This is a genomic window from Kitasatospora sp. NPDC032150, assembly GCF_055579945.1.
Genome location: NZ_JBVIMH010000002.1, coordinates 71,624 through 86,642 on the forward strand (window position 1 = coordinate 71,624; position 15,019 = coordinate 86,642).

Below are 15,019 nucleotides of genomic sequence, written 5' to 3' on the forward strand. Positions count from 1 at the left end.
ATGTCGCGGTGGCAGGTTGGGCATGTGCCGGCCCTGAGCACGAGGGGTGTCTGCAGGTCACGGACGACCTGGTAGGGACTCAGGCCGGGCGGAGCTTGCGACGGATGGTGGTGCCCAGGCGGTCGAGGGCGACCACGGCGGCGCCGAGGGCGATGAACTCGACGGTCAGCTGGACGATCTGGCCGCCGACCCAGGCGTAGCCGTTCTGGGTGGGGTCCAGGAAGAAGTACGGGTACTTGTTGTCGAAGTGCGGGAAGAGCGCGGCGCGCAGCTCGGTGATCGCGGCGTAGCCGAGCGGGAAGGAGAGCCAGAGCGGCAGGTCGCGCCAGTGCGAGACGTTGCGGGGCTTCAGGCAGAGCCAGTCCAGCATGACCATCACCGGTGACACGTAGTGCAGGAAGAAGCTGGACCAGTTCTGCAGGCGGTCGGGTCCGGAGACCAGGCCCGGCAGCGGGTCCGCGCCGTGGTTGAGGATGATGTGGGCGACCAGGCCGGTGATGGTGATGTAGAGCACGGCGGCGCCGCGCAGCCGGGGCGCCGGGGCGTCGGTGGTGTTGCGTCTGAGCATCCAGTACACCGCGCCCGTGAAGTAGCCGAGCACCATGACGTTGCTCTGGATGGTGAAGTAGACGAGGGAACCGGTGCCGAGGATCAGCCCGAGTCCGGCCGAGAGCACGATCGCCAGGCGCCACCAGAGGGCAGGGCGGGTCCATACAGACATGCGCTCACCGGTTCTTCTCGTACGGTCCGTGGGATCGTCGCACTCTACCCACGGGTACGGGCTGGGCGAAACCCGCCAAAGCCGACTTCCGGGACGGGCGCTGCCCGGCCGGCGACCGCTCCGGGCCGTCGGCCGTCGGCTCAGCGGGGGCGGACGAAGCCGGACTCGTAGGCGGCGATCACGGCCTGGGTGCGGTCCCGGACGCCCAGCTTGCCGAGGACGCTGGCGACGTGGGTCTTGACCGTCTCCGGGCTCACCACCAGCCGTTCGGCGATCTCGCCGTTGGCCAGCCCGGCGGACATCAGCCGCAGGATCTCGCCCTCCCGCTCGGTCAGCCGGGGGAGCGGGGCGGGGGTGCGCCCGCGCCCGGCGGCGTGGTGCACGGCCAGCTCGCGGACGGCGGCCGGGAAGAGCAGCGAGTCGCCGTGCGCCACCAGCCGGACGGCCTGCACCATCTCCTCGGCGCGGGCCCGCTTCAGCAGGAAGCCGGCGGCGCCGGCGCGCAGCGCCTCGTACACGTGGTCGTCGTTCTCGAAGGTGGTGACCACCAGGACCTTCGGCGGCGGCTGGAGCGCGTCCAGGACCAGCTCGGTGGCCCGGATGCCGTCCAGGCCGGGCATCCGGATGTCCATCAGGATGACGTCCGGCCGCAGTTCGCGGGCCAGCGGGAGGACTTCGGCGCCGTCCGCCGCCTCACCCACCACGGTGATTCCGGGCTCGGCGTCGAGCACCACCCGCAGGCCGGTCCGTACCAGCCGTTCGTCATCGGCGATCACTACGCGGATCACGGCCGTCCCCCTCTGCTGTACTCGGTGCCGCCGTGCGCGGCGGTCGTGCGGTCGGTGCGGTTGCGCGGTCAGTGCGGTTGTGCGGCGTCCGCCGGCGGTGCGGGCGGTGCGGAGACGGGGAGCCGGACGGAGAGCCGCCAGTTGCCGTCCGGCTGCGGCCCGGCCCGGTAGTCGCCGCGCCGGGACTCGGCGCGCTCGGCTATCCCGCGCAGTCCCCGGCCGCCGCCGGGGCGGCTGGGGCGGCCGGCGCCGAGCGGGTTCTCCAGGTCCACCTCCAGCCTTCCGTCGGAGAGCCGGAGCCGCAGCCGGGCGGGGACCGGGCCGGCGTGCCGGAGCACGTTGGTGAGGCCCTCCTGGACTACCCGGTAGGCCTCGCGGGAGAGTTCGGGCGGAAGGTCGTTGAGCCCGGGGCCGGTGTGGGTCTCCACGCGCACTCCGGCCAGGCCCATCTGCCGCACCAGGGTGTCGAGTCCGGCGAGTGTCGGGCCGCCGTCGGCGCGGCGGCCGTCGGCGGTGTCCCCGGCGGTGTCCTCGCGCAACAGGCCGAGGACGGTGTCGAGTTCGGCGACCGCCGCGCGGGCGGTCTCCTCGATGGCCTGCAGCGCTTCCGCGGCGAACTCCGGGTCCGAACGCAGGACCCTGCCCGCCGCTGCCGCCTGGATGGTCACCGCGCTGAGCGCATGGCCCACCGAGTCGTGCAACTCCCGTGCCAGCCGGTTGCGGTGGGCCAGTTCGGCGGCGCGCTGTTCGGCGGCGGCCAGCCGCTCGTCGGGGGTCGGGCCGAGCAGTAGGGGCGCGCAGCGGGCCAGCAGGGCACCGGAGAGGGCGTTGGTCGTCAGCAGCAGGAGCAGCAGGGCCGGTGCGATCAGCAGCTCCGGCGGCGCGTACCCGCCGAAGGCGCGGCGGAGCGTGTCCCGTCCGGTGTGCCCGAACGCACCGGACGAGGAGACCAGGAGGAACAGTACGGTGGGCGGCACCGCGAGCGACATCCCGCTGACGATGCCGCCGAGCAGGACGTGCAGTACGAACCACGCCGACGTCCGCCGGCGCGCCGCCCAGCTGCGGGCGGGTGAACTCGCCAACTCCCGTACCGGGCCGCCGCGTCGGGGCGCGAGCGCGCCCGCGCACAGCGCCCGGGCCGCCGCGCCTTCGAGTGGCCGGACCATCGGGACCAGCGCCGTGACCGCCGCCATCGGCAGCGAGAGCGGGAGCGCGAGCAGTTGGGCCAGGAGCTGCTGTCCGGCGTCCGTGCTCCCCCTCGGGAGGAACGGGGTCAGCAGCACGGTGGACAGCAGCCAGTACGGCATCAGCAGCGCGCCGCCGAGCACCAGGTGCACCCAGCGCAGCGCGGCGCGCCGTCCGACCAGGGCACCCAGCACCGTACTCACCGTGCTGACCCTACGTCAGCTGCGGTCCGTGTGAGGACACAGGTCCGTGTGAGGACACAGCCGGAGACGGCCGCTGCCATCAGTGGTCCGCATCCGAGATCCCGCCGTCCGGCAGGAGCGGTTCGAGTGCCGAAGGCGGGACGGTGGCGGTGGTCACGGCGCCGCTGCTGCGCAGGTCAGCGCTGAGCGTGCCGCGCACACTGCCGTGGCGGGAGAGGTCGGTGAGGCCCATGGCCACGACTCTCCCGCTGCCGGCCCGGTGCGGTCATCGCCCCCGGCTACGATCCGCCTCCCTCTGGCGGGGGAGGCCGACCTCCTCCCGGAGGCCGGTCGGTCCGGGCGTGGTCAGCCGGCCGGGCCGGAGGGAGCGGGCGAGTGGCCGGGGTCAGGAGAGATCCGAGTCAAAAGATCAGGTGGGCACGCTCGTGGGTGCGGACCTCGATTCCGGTGGCGGCCTTGTTGATCAGTTCGTGCGCCAGGTTGGAGCAGGCGCGGGCGGCGGCCAGCTCCTCGCCGACCGTGGCGTCCGGGGTGTCGTCCGGATTGCGCCGGGCCACACCGAGGCCCTGGACGCCGGGAGCGCTGAACCCGCTCAGCGAGGCGGTGCAGGTGGTGCGGTCCTCGTCCTCTTCGAAGTTGAGGTCGACGATCCAGTGGTTGTGCATGGCGGCTCATCTCCTCGGATGGAGAGATCGTAAGCATCAGAATCCGCCGGGCGACGGGCGTTGGCAAGGCGTGGCCGGGGTCCGGGGGTTCTCCGATCCCGGGTGTTGACCCTCGGTGACGCGGCGCCGCAGGACGGGTGACAGTGGGTGACAGCGGCGCGGCCCCGACTCACGGCGCGGAGACGCGGCGGCGTGCCCGGTACCCCGTCACCGCAGCGGCACCGAGGGCTGCCAGCGCGAGCACCAGGCCACCCACCAGCACCGGGTTGACCCAGGACGGCACCAGTTCGCAGTCCGGTCCGCATCGCACGCTCACCGGAAATCCGGGTGACGACCCCGTCCGCGGAGAAGCCCCGAGCGTTGCAGTACTCGCGGGCGGACGTCCACATCGGCCCCGACGTCAGACCGGTGCTGAACGCCCAGTACGCCGCACAGACACCCAGGAGGGACAGTCGGACGAGCGTGCCGCCGTGGAGGGGGAGCGCCGCTCACTCCGGGCGTGCACCACCCGGCGCACCACCACGACAGGCCGCCGCACGGTGCCAGCGGCCCGGACGGTGCAGGTCGCAGGCGATGAGCCGGAGGTGGGCCGGCTGTGCGGTTCCCCGCGCCCCGGGGCGCCGCGCCCCTTGTTACCGGTGAGTCGGATCCCTATCATCACGACTGTGACAGCCAAACTGTCAAACACATCGGACAGGGGAGAGCCGCCGGTGCCGGAACGCAGCAGTGGGCCGCTCGCAGGGGTGCGCGTGGTGGAGCTGGCGGGGATCGGCCCCGGCCCGTTCGCCGCGATGCTGCTGGCCGATCTCGGCGCGGACGTGGTCCGGGTGGACCGCCCCGGCCCGCCGGCGATAGGGCCGGATCCCGGCCACGACGTCACCAACCGCAACAAGCGCTCCGTGGTGATCGACCTCAAGTCGCCCGAGGGGCCCGGCCTGGTGCTCGAACTCGTCGAACGCGCCGACCTGTTGATCGAGGGCTACCGCCCCGGGGTGGCCGAGCGGCTCGGCGTCGGACCCGAGGCGTGCCTGGCCCGCAACCCCGCGCTGGTCTACGGCCGGATCACCGGCTGGGGTCAGGACGGGCCGCTCGCCGCGAGCGCCGGCCATGACATCGGGTACGCCGCCACGGCGGGGGTGCTCGGGCTGATCGGCGCGCCCGGCCAGGCCCCGGCCATCCCCGCGAACCTGCTCGGCGACTACGCGGGCGGCTCGCTCTACCTGGTCGTGGGCCTGCTGGCCGCGCTGCACCACGCCCGCGCCACCGGCACCGGCCAGGTCGTGGACGCGGCCATCGTGGACGGCGCCGCGCACCTCACCGCGATCCTCTGGGGCCTGCTCGCCGCCGGGCAGTGGCAGGACCGGCGCGGCGTCAACCTGCTCGACGGCGGTGCCCCCTGCTACTCGGTCTACCGCACCGCCGACGGCGAGTACATGGCGGTCGGCGCGCTGGAGCCGCAGTTCTACGCCGAGTTCACCACACTGCTGGAGCTGGAGGCCGACGCCCCGGGCCAGTTCGACCCGGCTCGCTGGCCCGAGCTGCGCGAGCGGATCGCGGCCCGCTTCGCCACCCGCACCCAGGCCGAGTGGACGGCGGTGTTCGAGGGCACCGACGCCTGCACCGCACCCGTTCTGACGCTCGGTCAGGCCGCCGGTCACCCGCACCTCGCGGCACGCGGCACCTACACCGCACACCAGGGCCTCACCCAGCCGGCGCCCGCGCCGCGCTTCTCGGCCACCCCGGGCGGGCTGCGCCGCCCGCCCGCCCAGCCGGGCGCGCACACCGAGGAGGTGGCCCGCGACTGGGGCGTGGCCGGACTGCTGCCCGGCTCCGAGCCGACAACCGATCGCTGACCCGGAGGAGAGCGCAGTGCAGCGCGAGATCTACACCGAGGAGCACGAGGCGTTCCGCGAGAGCGTCCGGGCATTCCTGGTCCGTGAGGTGCTCCCGCACAACGACCGCTGGGAGCAGGCGGGCATCGTCGACCGCTCGGCCTGGCTGGCGGCGGGCAAGCAGGGGCTGCTCGGCCTCGCCGTCCCGGAGGAGCACGGGGGCGGCGGCACCCACGACTTCCGCTATCCGGCCGTGCTGGCCGAGGAGTTCGCCAGGGCCGGGGTCAGCGGGCTGGCCCTGGGGCTGCACAACGACATCATCGGTCCCTACCTGACCTCGCTCGCCACCGAGGAGCAGAAGCGGCGCTGGCTGCCCGGATTCTGCAGCGGCGAGATCGTCACCGCGATCGCGATGACCGAGCCGGGCGCCGGGTCCGACCTCCAGGGCATCCGCACCACCGCGGTCGACCAGGGCGACCACTACCTGCTCAACGGCGCCAAGACCTTCATCTCCAACGGCATCCTCGCCGACCTGGTGGTGGTCGTCGCCAGGACCACCCCCGAGGGCGGTGCGCACGGCCTCAGCCTGCTGGTGGTGGAGCGCGGGATGGCGGGCTTCGAGCGGGGCCGCAACCTCGACAAGATCGGCCAGAAGGCCCAGGACACCGCCGAGCTGTTCTTCGACGACGTGCGCGTCCCGAAGGAGAACCTGCTCGGCGAGGAGAACCAGGGCTTCATGCACCTGATGCGCAACCTCGCCCAGGAGCGCCTGGCGATCGCGGTCTCCGCGATCGCTGGAGCCGAGCACCTGGTCGAACTCACCACCGCGTACGTCAAGGACCGCACCGCCTTCGGCCGGCCGCTCGCCAAGCTGCAGCACGTCCGGTTCGAGATCGCCGAGCTGGCGACCGAGTGCGCGGTCACCCGGACGTTCGTCGACCGCTGCATCACCGAGCACAACCGGTCCGCACTCACCCCGGTGGACGCCTCGATGGCCAAGTGGTGGGCCACCGAACTACAGAAGCGCACCGCCGACCGCTGCCTCCAACTCCACGGCGGATACGGCTACATGGCGGAGTACCCGGTCGCCAAGGCGTTCACCGACGGCCGGATCCAGACCATCTACGGCGGTACTACCGAGATCATGAAAGAGATCATCGGCCGCTCCCTGCTCGGCTGAACTCAAGGCTCCGACCTCCTGAAAGGCATCCCAGCGTGACCACCGAAGCGTATGTCTACGACGCGATCCGCACCCCGCGCGGGCGGGGCAAGGCCACCGGATCGCTGCACGGCACCAAGCCGATCGACCTGGTGGTCGGCCTGATCCACGAGATCCGCGCCCGCTTCCCGGACCTCGACCCCGCCGCGATCGACGACATCGTGCTCGGCGTGGTCAGCCCGCTCGGCGACCAGGGCTCCGACATCGCCCGGATCGCCGCCGTCGCCGCCGGACTGCCGGACTCGGTGGCGGGCGTCCAGGAGAACCGCTTCTGCGCCTCCGGTCTGGAGGCCGTCAACCTGGCCGCGGCGAAGGTCCGTTCGGGGTGGGAGGACCTGATCCTGGCCGGAGGCGTGGAGTCGATGTCCCGGGTGCCGATGGGCTCGGACGGCGGCGCCTGGGCGATGGACCCGATGACCAGCTTCCAGGTCGGGTTCGTCCCGCAGGGCGTCGGCGCCGACCTGATCGCCACCATCGAGGGCTTCTCCCGCACCGACGTGGACACCTTCGCCGCCGAGTCCCAGGCCCGCGCCGCGAAGGCCTGGGCGGACGGCAAGTTCGACCGCTCGGTGGTACCGGTCAAGGACCGCAACGGACTCGTGGTGCTGGAGCGTGACGAGTTCTTCCGCCCCGGCACCACCGTGGAGACGCTGGCCGGCCTCAAGCCCTCCTTCGCCGTCATCGGCGAGCAGGGCGGATTCGACGCGGTCGCGCTGCAGAAGTACCACTGGGTCGAGTCGATCGACCACGTGCACACCGCGGGCAACTCCTCCGGGATCGTGGACGGCGCCGCCCTGGTCGCCATCGGCTCGCGCGAGATCGGCGAGCGGTACGGGCTGCGCCCGCGGGCCCGGATCGTCTCGGCCGCCGTCTCCGGCTCCGAGCCGACCATCATGCTCACCGGCCCCGCCCCGGCCACCCGCAAGGCGCTCGCCAAGGCGAACCTGGGACCTGAGGACATCGACCTGGTCGAGATCAACGAGGCCTTCGCCGCGGTCGCGCTGCGCTTCATGCGCGAACTCGGCTTCAGCCACGACAAGGTGAACGTCAACGGCGGCGCCATCGCGCTCGGCCACCCCCTCGGCGCGACCGGAGCGATGCTGATCGGCACCCTGATCGACGAGCTGGAGCGCCGCGACCTGCGCTACGGCCTGGCCACCCTCTGCGTCGGCGGCGGCATGGGCATCGCCACCGTCATCGAGCGCGTCTGACCACCTCCTGACTCCCGCATCCCAAGGACTCACCCATGACCGAAGCAACCGCCATCCGCTGGGAGCAGGACGAGGAGGGCGTGGTCACCCTCGTCCTCGACGACCCAGCCCAGTCCGTCAACACCATGAACGCCGCCTTCACCGAGGCGTTCATCGCCGTGGTCGAGCGCCTCAAGGCGACCGGGAACCTACGCGGCGTCATCATCACCTCGGCCAAGAAGACCTTCTTCGCCGGCGGTGACCTGCACCTGCTGCGCGCCGTGAAGCCCGAGCAGGCGGGCGAGTTCCTGGAGAACACGCTGAGGCTCAAGCGCGCCATGCGCGAGCTGGAGACGCTGGGCAGGCCGGTGGTCGCCGCGGTCAACGGCGCCGCCCTCGGCGGCGGTCTGGAGCTCGCGCTCGCCTGCCACCACCGGATCGCGCTGGACGTGCCCGGCAGCAGGATCGGCCTGCCCGAGGTCACCCTCGGCCTGCTCCCCGGGGGCGGCGGCGTGGTCCGTACGGTGCGGATGCTCGGCATCGCCGACGCCCTGCTCAAGGTGCTGCTGCAGGGCCGGCAGTACCGGCCGGCGCAGGCGCTGGAGATCGGCCTGGTGGACGAACTCGCCCAGGACGCCCAGGAGATGACCGCCAAGGCGCGCGCCTTCATCGACGCCAACCCCGAGGCGGTGCAGCGCTGGGACGTCAAGGGCTACAAGATCCCCGGCGGCACTCCGGCCACTCCGGCCCTCGCGGCCAACCTCCCCGCGTTCCCGGCCAACCTGCGCAAGCAGCTGAACGGCGCGCCCTACCCCGCCCCGCGGAACATCCTGGCCGCCGCGGTGGAGAGCGCCCAGGTGGACGTGGACACCGCGCTGGTGATCGAGTCCCGGTACTTCACCGAGCTGGCCTGCGGGCAGACCGCCAAGAACATGATCCAGGCGTTCTTCTTCGACATGCAGGCCGTCAACTCCGGTGCCGGCCGGCCGAAGGACGTGCCCGCCCGCAAGGTGGGCAAGGTCGCCGTGCTCGGTGCCGGGATGATGGGCGCGGGCATCGCGTACTCCTGCGCCGAGGCCGGGATGCAGGTGCTGCTCAAGGACGTCTCGCTGGAGGCCGCCGAGCACGGAAAGGCGTACTCCGCCGGGCTGCTGGACAAGGCGGTGGCACGCGGGCGGACCACGCCCGAGGAGCGGGAGGAGTTCCTGGCCCGGATCACGCCGACCGCCGAGGCGGCGGACCTGGCGGGCTGCGAGGCGGTGATCGAGGCGGTCTTCGAGAACCCGGAGCTCAAGCACAAGGTCTTCCGAGAGATCGAGGACATCGTCGCGCCGGACGCGCTGCTCTGCTCCAACACCTCCACCCTGCCGATCGGCCTGCTCGCCGAAGGGGTCACCCGCAGCGCCGACTTCATCGGCCTGCACTTCTTCTCGCCGGTCGACAAGATGCCGCTGGTGGAGATCATCCGGGGCCCGCGGACCGGTGACGAGGCACTGGCCCGCGCCTTCGACCTGGTCCGGCAGATCCACAAGACCCCGATCGTGGTCAACGACTCGCGCGGCTTCTTCACCTCGCGCGTCATCGGCCAGTTCATCAACGAGGGCGTGGCGATGGTCGGCGAGGGCGCCGACCCGGTCTCCGTCGAGCAGGCCGCCGCCCAGGCCGGGTACCCCGCGAAGGTGCTCTCGCTGCTGGACGAGCTGACCCTCACCCTGCCGCGCAAGATCCGCAACGAGGCCCGGCGCGCCGTCGAGGAGGCGGGCGGGACCTGGCAGCCGCACCCCGCGGACGCGGTGATGGACCGGATGCTCGACGAGTTCGACCGGCCGGGGCGCAGCGGCGGCGCCGGCTTCTACGAGTACCAGGACGGCAGGCGCGTCCGGCTGTGGCCGGGGCTGCGGGAGCACTTCGGGAAGCCCGGGGCGGAGATCCCGTTCGAGGACATGAAGGAGCGGATGCTCTTCGCGGAGGCGCTGGACTCGGTGCGCTGCCTGGAGGAGGGCGTGCTGACCTCGGTCGCGGACGCCAACGTCGGCTCCGTCCTGGGCATCGGCTTCCCGGCCTGGACGGGCGGCGTGCTCCAGTACGTCAACGGCTACCGGGGCGGGCTGCCCGGGTTCCTCGCCCGCGCACGGGAGCTGGCGGCGGCGTATGGCGAGCGCTTCGAGCCGCCCGCGCTGCTGGAGCGCCTCGCGGCGGAGGGCGGGCGCTTCCAGGACTGACCGGGCTTGCGCGGCAGGGGCGCGGGGAGCTTCGCCGGCAACCCCGCGACTTCGTAGTGGATGCCGCGAACCCGGACCCGCACTGTCCTCGCGTGCTCGCCCGCCGGCGCCGTGCCGGCGGCGCCTACGGCCGCTGCGCGGCCAGCTCGTCGGCGAGGGAGCGCTGGAAGGCCGTCACCAGGGCCTGGACCACCATCGGCTGGATCCGGTCGGTCAGTTCCTTCATCCGCTCCAGTTCCGCCGGCGGCGGGTCGCTCTCGCGGTAGGGCTTCCAGACCGTCTCGCGGAACAGCCGGTGCAGGTCGTGGGCGGTCGCCTGGCTGTGCAGGCGGACCACCGCGCGGGCCGCGACCAGCGTCTCCAGCGGGATGGGCACGTCCAACACCCGTACCCCGAGTGGGAGCAGACCCGGGTCGATCTTGAAGACCTCGGGGTCGGCGGTGCGGTGCAGCGCGCCCATCGCGGCCAGCCGGTCCACGTCGGCGTCCGAGAGCGCCCGGCCGGCCCGTCGGCCGAGCTGGTCGCGGGTGGCCTCCTCGGCGGCTTCCGGGGTCCAGGAGGCCACCAGTGCCCGGTGGATGGCCAGGTCCAGGGAGCTGATGTCCTCGGGCAGTTGGGCCAGGTACCGTTCGATCGCCGCCAGGGTGAGGCCCTGCCGTTGCAGCTCCTCGATCAGTTCCAGCCGCCCGAGGTGCTCGGGTCCGTACAGTCCGACCCGGCGCGGTCCCAGCTCCGGCGGCGGCAGCAGGCCCCTGGTGCTGTAGAACCGCAGCGTCCGCACCGTCACCCCGGCCCTGGCCGCCAGTTCGTCGACGGTGAGCCGCGGCGGCCCGGCCGGCGTTGCTGTCATGGAACGAAACCTCATGCTGAGTCAGGGAGGGCCAGATATGGCAGATCTGCTGTAACAGCATCAGTGTGACACTGCTCCGGCCCCGGGGTCCATGCCGGCGTGGCGGCACGGCCTCCGTCGCGGGGCCGGTACCCGGTCGGACCTCCCCGCAGAGTTCTACAGGTCTGTAGAGTTCTGGGGGCAGTCGCCCACAGAGCAGGGGAGCGGACGGTGTACGGAACACAGGGGCGCTCCGGCGCAGCTCGGCGTCCCGGCGGCGGGGCCTTCCAGCCGCCGGAGGCGGAGGTGTGCCGGGTGTACCAGCCGGTCGAGGTGCACCATGGGGACGGGACCTGGGCGCTGGGCCGGATCAACGCCTGGTGGCATCCGGCCGACGGTGAGGCCTGGTGCCGGGTGCGGACCATCGGCAAGGGCAGCGCGTTGGCCTGGATGCCCTTCGACCCCGAGCGGCTGGTCCTGCTGCCGCAGTCGGGGATCTGAGCGGATCCGGAAGGCGTGAGGGCCGTCGGGCCGCGCCGCCCGACGGCCCTGGCCGGCGCAGGCCGGACTACAGCGGCGTGGCGGCCTTGAGCACGAGCAGCAGGGCGACGGCCGCGTTCAGCGCGGACAGCGCCGAGGCCGCGGTGCCGGCGGCGGCGACCATCGCGGCCAGGCCGACCGGGCTGTGCGCCGGGGGCCAGGTCTCGGGCAGCACCTCGGGGTTGAGCAGTGCGGCCACCCGGCGCGGGACTGGGCCGGGGGCGGCGAAGGCGGCGAACCCGGGCGCGGGTACGTGCCGGGTGACGAGGGCGGCCTTGGCGACCGCCCGGGCCGTCACCCGGCGGCTGCCGACGGTGTGCGCGGCCTCCTCGTCGGCCCAGCGCTCGGTGCCGTAGGCGACGGCCTTCTCCAGCGGCCGCAGGAACGGGTTGACGCAGCTGGCCAGTTGGGTCGCCAGCAGGTAGCGGTGGTGCCGGTTGGCCAGGTGGGAGCGCTCGTGCGCGATCAGGGCCCGGCGCTCCTCGACCCCGAGACTGTCGATCATGCCGGTGGAAACGACGATCCGCCCGGGCGCGCCGGGCACCGCGTAGGCGTACGGGTTGCTGTCGGGCAGCACCGCCAGGTCGGAGTCGCGCGGCACGAACTCCAGGGCGTGCTGGGCGCGGGCCCTGATCCGCAGGTGCCGCCGCAGGGTGACCGAGCACATGGTGAGCACGGTGACCAGGACGATCACCGCCGCCGTACCGACCTCCTCGTGGAACGGCACCGCCGCGCGCACCTCGGGATCGGACCAGTTGTCCGGCAGCGGGTTGCCCGGGATCTGCGCGGTGCCGACCACGAAGAGCAGGCCGAGGCAGAGCGAACTGCAGACCGCCATGCTCACGCTGATCCAGGTGAGCAACCGGACCGCGTTGCGCGGGTGCAGGTGGTGCTCGGCGAGGCGGGCGATCGGCAGCGCCGTCAGGGGCAGGATCAGCGGGAGGAAGACGAAGACGCCCACGGCTCAGCGCTCCCGTCGCCCGGCCGGGCGGTCCAGCGGCGAGTACCCGTCCGCCGGGCGTCCCTCGGCGGAGCCGTCCAGCAGGGCCCGCAGCCGGCGCTCGTCCTCGGGGAGCAGCGCGCTGACGAAGCTGGCCAGTACCGCGTCCCGGTCGGACTCGGTGTCGAGCACCCTGCGCATCCTCATCGCGGCCAGCCCCGCCGCGTCCGAGGAGGCCAGCCACAGATAGACCCGGCCCGAGCGGCTGCGGGAGACCGCCTGCTTGGCGAGCAGCCGGGAGAGGATGGTCATCACCGTGGTGTAGGCCAGTTCGCCGCCGAGGCGCTCCTGCACCCAGCCCGCGGTGACCGGCTCGGTGGCTCTGCTGAGCACCTCCAGGACCTGGCTCTCCAGTTCGCCCTGGCCCCGCTTGCGCGGCCGCCTGCCGAGATCGCCTCTGCTCCGGTCCATGGTGTCTCCTCCCGGCGGGCCCGCCCGTGCGCGCAGCGCGCGTCCGGCTGCGCGCCTCATCCTAGTGAGCGCGCGGCGCGGCGATGAGCGCGGGGCGGGCGGCCGTCACCCGCCCTCCGGCGGGGAACCGGCTCCTCTACACTGCTGTAGATTCAGTGTGCCGCACGCTTCATCCGCGACTCGGACAGCCGGCCGGTCCGGTCCGGCGTCCCACGCATCGGAGGACACCTGTGGACGTACCTCCCCGGCTTCGGCAGCAGGACCAGGTCGACTTCGAGCGTGCGCTCACCCAGGCCCTGGCCAGCGACGACATCCGGGCGGCGCTCGCACGCGGCGCCCAGGGCCTGGACCGGGCGGGCCTGCGCGCCCTGGCCCGGTCCGCCGCCGCGGAGATCCTCTCCGCGGCGGCGGACGAGTACGACGAGTACGCCAGGCTGCGGGCCGCCGCCGACCTGGCCGGACCGCTCGGCGGACGGCCGCGCGAGGAGGGGGAGGGCCGGCGCGACGGTGGCCTGCTGAGCGCGCTCGCGGTCTTCACCCCGGTACTGGCGGGTGCCGCCGCGGTGCTCTGCTACCTGATCGGCAGCCTGCTCAGGTTCTTCGCGCGCTCCGAACGCCACCTGGCCGACTCGGTGATCGAGATCGCCTGGTCCGCGGCGATCGCCGCGGCGGCCGGGGCGTTCGTCGGCGTGGTCGGACTGCTGGTCACGGCGGCCCGGCACCGCTCGGCCGCGCTGGCGCACGCCGGGGTCGCGGAGCCCGTCCCGGACAGTCTCCTGCTGGCCCGCGAGGCATGGCGGGCAGCCCTGCTCGAACGCGGGATGCTCCCCTTCCTGCTGGGTCGGCTGGAGCCCGCACCCGGCGGGGACCTGCCGCTCTGACCCGTCGGCCCGGCCGGTGGGAAAGCCGGCGCGCCGCCGACGGGGCGCTGCCCGCCGGTGGCGCGGTCCGCCGGGCCCGGCTACGCGCTGGGCACCAGGCCGGCGTGGTGGCGGCTGGTGACCTCGGGGTGGGCTCGGAGGTACCCCTTCAACTCGTTGAACCCGAAGTCGGCGTAGAGCGGGTTGGCCGGGTCCTGGGTGGTGCCGGGCGCGTCCCCGGCGCCCGGGAAGTCCAGCGGCTCGATGTGGGCGTCCAGGCGCGGGTTGTAGAAGAACGGGACCGAGAACCGCTCGCGCGCTCCGGGCGGGCTGACCACCCGGTGGTCGGTGGCCTTGAGGTAGCCGTTGGTGGCGACCTCGAGCAGCTCGCCGAGGTTGACCACGAAGGCGCCGGGCATCGGCGGCACGTCCAGGTAGGACCCGTCGTGCTCCACCTGGAGCCCGCCGACCTCGTCCTGGAGCAGCAGGGTGATGAACCCGTAGTCCTTGTGCGAGCCCACGCCCTGTCCGGCGCCGTCGGGCGCGGTACCCGGGTAGCGGACCAGCTTGAGTCGCAGGTGCGGGTGCCCGGCGAAGGCGTGGTCGTAGAAGTCCGGCTCGGCGCCGATCGCGGTGAGCAGTTCGTGCAGCAGCCGTTCGGCGACACCGCTCAGCCGGTCGATCCAGCCCAGTGCCGCGGTGCGCAGCTCCGGCAGCGCCTGGGGCCACTGGTTGGGGCCCTCCAGCCACCAGTACGCGGGCTCCTCGGGGCCGGGGACGTGCGGGGGCAGCTCGGCGCCGATGTCCAGCTGGTCGCGCCAGTCCTGGCTGCCGCCGGTGCGCTCGTCGCCGGTGCGGGTGTAGCCGCGGAAGTGCGGGGAGTTGAGGTTGGAGACGGAGAGCCGGTCGGCCTCGGGGAGGGCGAAGAAGGCCCGCATCGCGTCGGTGAGGACGGCCGTCTCGGCCGGGGTTACGCCATGGCCGGTGAGCTGGAAGAAGCCCACTTCGGTCGCCGCCTCCCGCAGGTTGCGGTGCAGGAGGGCGCGGTCCTCGGCGCCGCCGTCGGCGAGTGAGAGGTCGATCACGGGAAGGGCGATGGAGCGCGACTGCTGAGTCATGGGTGACATCCGCTGAGTTCGGTGCCCCGGCTGCTCCGGTGGTCGCCGGAAGGCCGTCGCTGTCACGCCACGGGTGGGGCGGCGCAGCGGTGCCGGGGGAGGGTGGTGCCCGGGGGGCGGGGAAGGGCGGGATCAGTCGGAGCGTCGACAGGACATGCTCGTGACGCGGCACAGGTCCACGTGGCGACGACTCATAAGAATAAGCATGCCATCAGGTTAGATGAACTTATGGGGGT

Annotated in this window: 17 protein-coding genes; 6 read left to right on the plus strand and 11 right to left on the minus strand. The window is 73.0% G+C overall.

Annotation, left to right across the window (positions count from 1 at the left end):
* Positions 1–79: 79 nt before the first annotated feature.
* From ACZ5ON_RS02660 to ACZ5ON_RS02685, 6 genes are all read right to left on the minus strand, one after another.
* Positions 80–721: a Pr6Pr family membrane protein gene (locus ACZ5ON_RS02660; protein ID WP_465584223.1), complete on the minus strand. Its 642-nt coding sequence runs from the start codon at positions 719–721 to the stop codon at positions 80–82.
* A gap of 140 nt (positions 722–861) precedes the next feature.
* Positions 862–1,506, minus strand: coding sequence for a response regulator transcription factor (locus ACZ5ON_RS02665; protein ID WP_465585288.1), 645 nt, complete (start codon positions 1,504–1,506; stop codon positions 862–864).
* A gap of 71 nt (positions 1,507–1,577) precedes the next feature.
* Positions 1,578–2,897 (minus strand): sensor histidine kinase, encoded by a 1,320-nt coding sequence (locus ACZ5ON_RS02670; RefSeq protein ID WP_465584225.1) that lies wholly within the window; start codon positions 2,895–2,897, stop codon positions 1,578–1,580.
* Positions 2,898–2,976: 79 nt separating this feature from the next.
* A complete protein-coding gene (locus tag ACZ5ON_RS02675; protein ID WP_465584228.1) occupies positions 2,977–3,129 on the minus strand; it encodes a hypothetical protein in 153 nt (50 codons plus the stop codon).
* Between the two features lie 169 nt (positions 3,130–3,298).
* Positions 3,299–3,562: a DUF1876 domain-containing protein gene (locus ACZ5ON_RS02680; protein WP_344635620.1), complete on the minus strand. Its 264-nt coding sequence runs from the start codon at positions 3,560–3,562 to the stop codon at positions 3,299–3,301.
* Positions 3,563–3,731: 169 nt separating this feature from the next.
* Complete coding sequence (locus ACZ5ON_RS02685; protein ID WP_465584233.1) at positions 3,732–3,878, minus strand: hypothetical protein; 147 nt, start codon at positions 3,876–3,878, stop codon at positions 3,732–3,734.
* Positions 3,879–4,272: 394 nt separating this feature from the next.
* Here ACZ5ON_RS02685 and ACZ5ON_RS02690 point away from each other — a divergent pair, with 394 nt between their 5' ends.
* Genes ACZ5ON_RS02690 through ACZ5ON_RS02705 form a run of 4 tightly spaced genes read left to right on the plus strand, consistent with a single transcriptional unit; the run spans position 4,273 to position 10,025 of the window.
* Positions 4,273–5,415: a CaiB/BaiF CoA transferase family protein gene (locus ACZ5ON_RS02690; RefSeq protein WP_465584236.1), complete on the plus strand. Its 1,143-nt coding sequence runs from the start codon at positions 4,273–4,275 to the stop codon at positions 5,413–5,415.
* Between the two features lie 16 nt (positions 5,416–5,431).
* Positions 5,432–6,574, plus strand: a complete 1,143-nt coding sequence (locus tag ACZ5ON_RS02695) for an acyl-CoA dehydrogenase family protein (RefSeq protein WP_465584239.1) — start codon at positions 5,432–5,434, stop codon at positions 6,572–6,574.
* A gap of 35 nt (positions 6,575–6,609) precedes the next feature.
* Positions 6,610–7,824: an acetyl-CoA C-acetyltransferase gene (locus ACZ5ON_RS02700; RefSeq protein ID WP_465584242.1), complete on the plus strand. Its 1,215-nt coding sequence runs from the start codon at positions 6,610–6,612 to the stop codon at positions 7,822–7,824.
* Positions 7,825–7,859: 35 nt separating this feature from the next.
* Positions 7,860–10,025 (plus strand): 3-hydroxyacyl-CoA dehydrogenase NAD-binding domain-containing protein, encoded by a 2,166-nt coding sequence (locus ACZ5ON_RS02705; protein WP_465584247.1) that lies wholly within the window; start codon positions 7,860–7,862, stop codon positions 10,023–10,025.
* A gap of 124 nt (positions 10,026–10,149) precedes the next feature.
* On the opposite strand, the gene ACZ5ON_RS02710 is transcribed toward ACZ5ON_RS02705, so the two are convergent.
* A complete protein-coding gene (locus ACZ5ON_RS02710) occupies positions 10,150–10,875 on the minus strand; it encodes a MerR family transcriptional regulator (RefSeq protein WP_465584251.1) in 726 nt (241 codons plus the stop codon).
* Between the two features lie 210 nt (positions 10,876–11,085).
* Here ACZ5ON_RS02710 and ACZ5ON_RS02715 point away from each other — a divergent pair, with 210 nt between their 5' ends.
* Positions 11,086–11,355, plus strand: coding sequence for a hypothetical protein (locus ACZ5ON_RS02715; RefSeq protein ID WP_465584253.1), 270 nt, complete (start codon positions 11,086–11,088; stop codon positions 11,353–11,355).
* A gap of 67 nt (positions 11,356–11,422) precedes the next feature.
* Here the strand turns inward: ACZ5ON_RS02715 and ACZ5ON_RS02720 are convergent, their stop codons facing one another.
* Together ACZ5ON_RS02720 and ACZ5ON_RS02725 are read right to left on the minus strand one after the other, a co-directional pair.
* Positions 11,423–12,355 carry a M56 family metallopeptidase gene (locus ACZ5ON_RS02720; protein WP_465584256.1) on the minus strand — a complete coding sequence of 311 codons (933 nt, stop codon included), beginning with the start codon at positions 12,353–12,355 and terminating at the stop codon, positions 11,423–11,425.
* 3 nt (positions 12,356–12,358) lie between these two features.
* Positions 12,359–12,805 (minus strand): BlaI/MecI/CopY family transcriptional regulator, encoded by a 447-nt coding sequence (locus tag ACZ5ON_RS02725; protein ID WP_465584259.1) that lies wholly within the window; start codon positions 12,803–12,805, stop codon positions 12,359–12,361.
* 230 nt (positions 12,806–13,035) lie between these two features.
* On the opposite strand from ACZ5ON_RS02725, the gene ACZ5ON_RS02730 reads away from it, so the two are divergent.
* The gene (locus tag ACZ5ON_RS02730) at positions 13,036–13,686 is read left to right on the plus strand and encodes a hypothetical protein (RefSeq protein WP_465584262.1); all 651 of its coding nucleotides are present in this window, start codon (positions 13,036–13,038) and stop codon (positions 13,684–13,686) included.
* An 80-nt stretch (positions 13,687–13,766) separates the two neighbouring features.
* Here the strand turns inward: ACZ5ON_RS02730 and ACZ5ON_RS02735 are convergent, their stop codons facing one another.
* Both ACZ5ON_RS02735 and ACZ5ON_RS02740 read right to left on the minus strand, forming a co-directional pair.
* Positions 13,767–14,783, minus strand: coding sequence for an isopenicillin N synthase family dioxygenase (locus ACZ5ON_RS02735; protein WP_465584265.1), 1,017 nt, complete (start codon positions 14,781–14,783; stop codon positions 13,767–13,769).
* A 132-nt stretch (positions 14,784–14,915) separates the two neighbouring features.
* Positions 14,916–14,990, minus strand: coding sequence for a putative leader peptide (locus ACZ5ON_RS02740; protein ID WP_425557563.1), 75 nt, complete (start codon positions 14,988–14,990; stop codon positions 14,916–14,918).
* Positions 14,991–15,019: the final 29 nt, after the last annotated feature.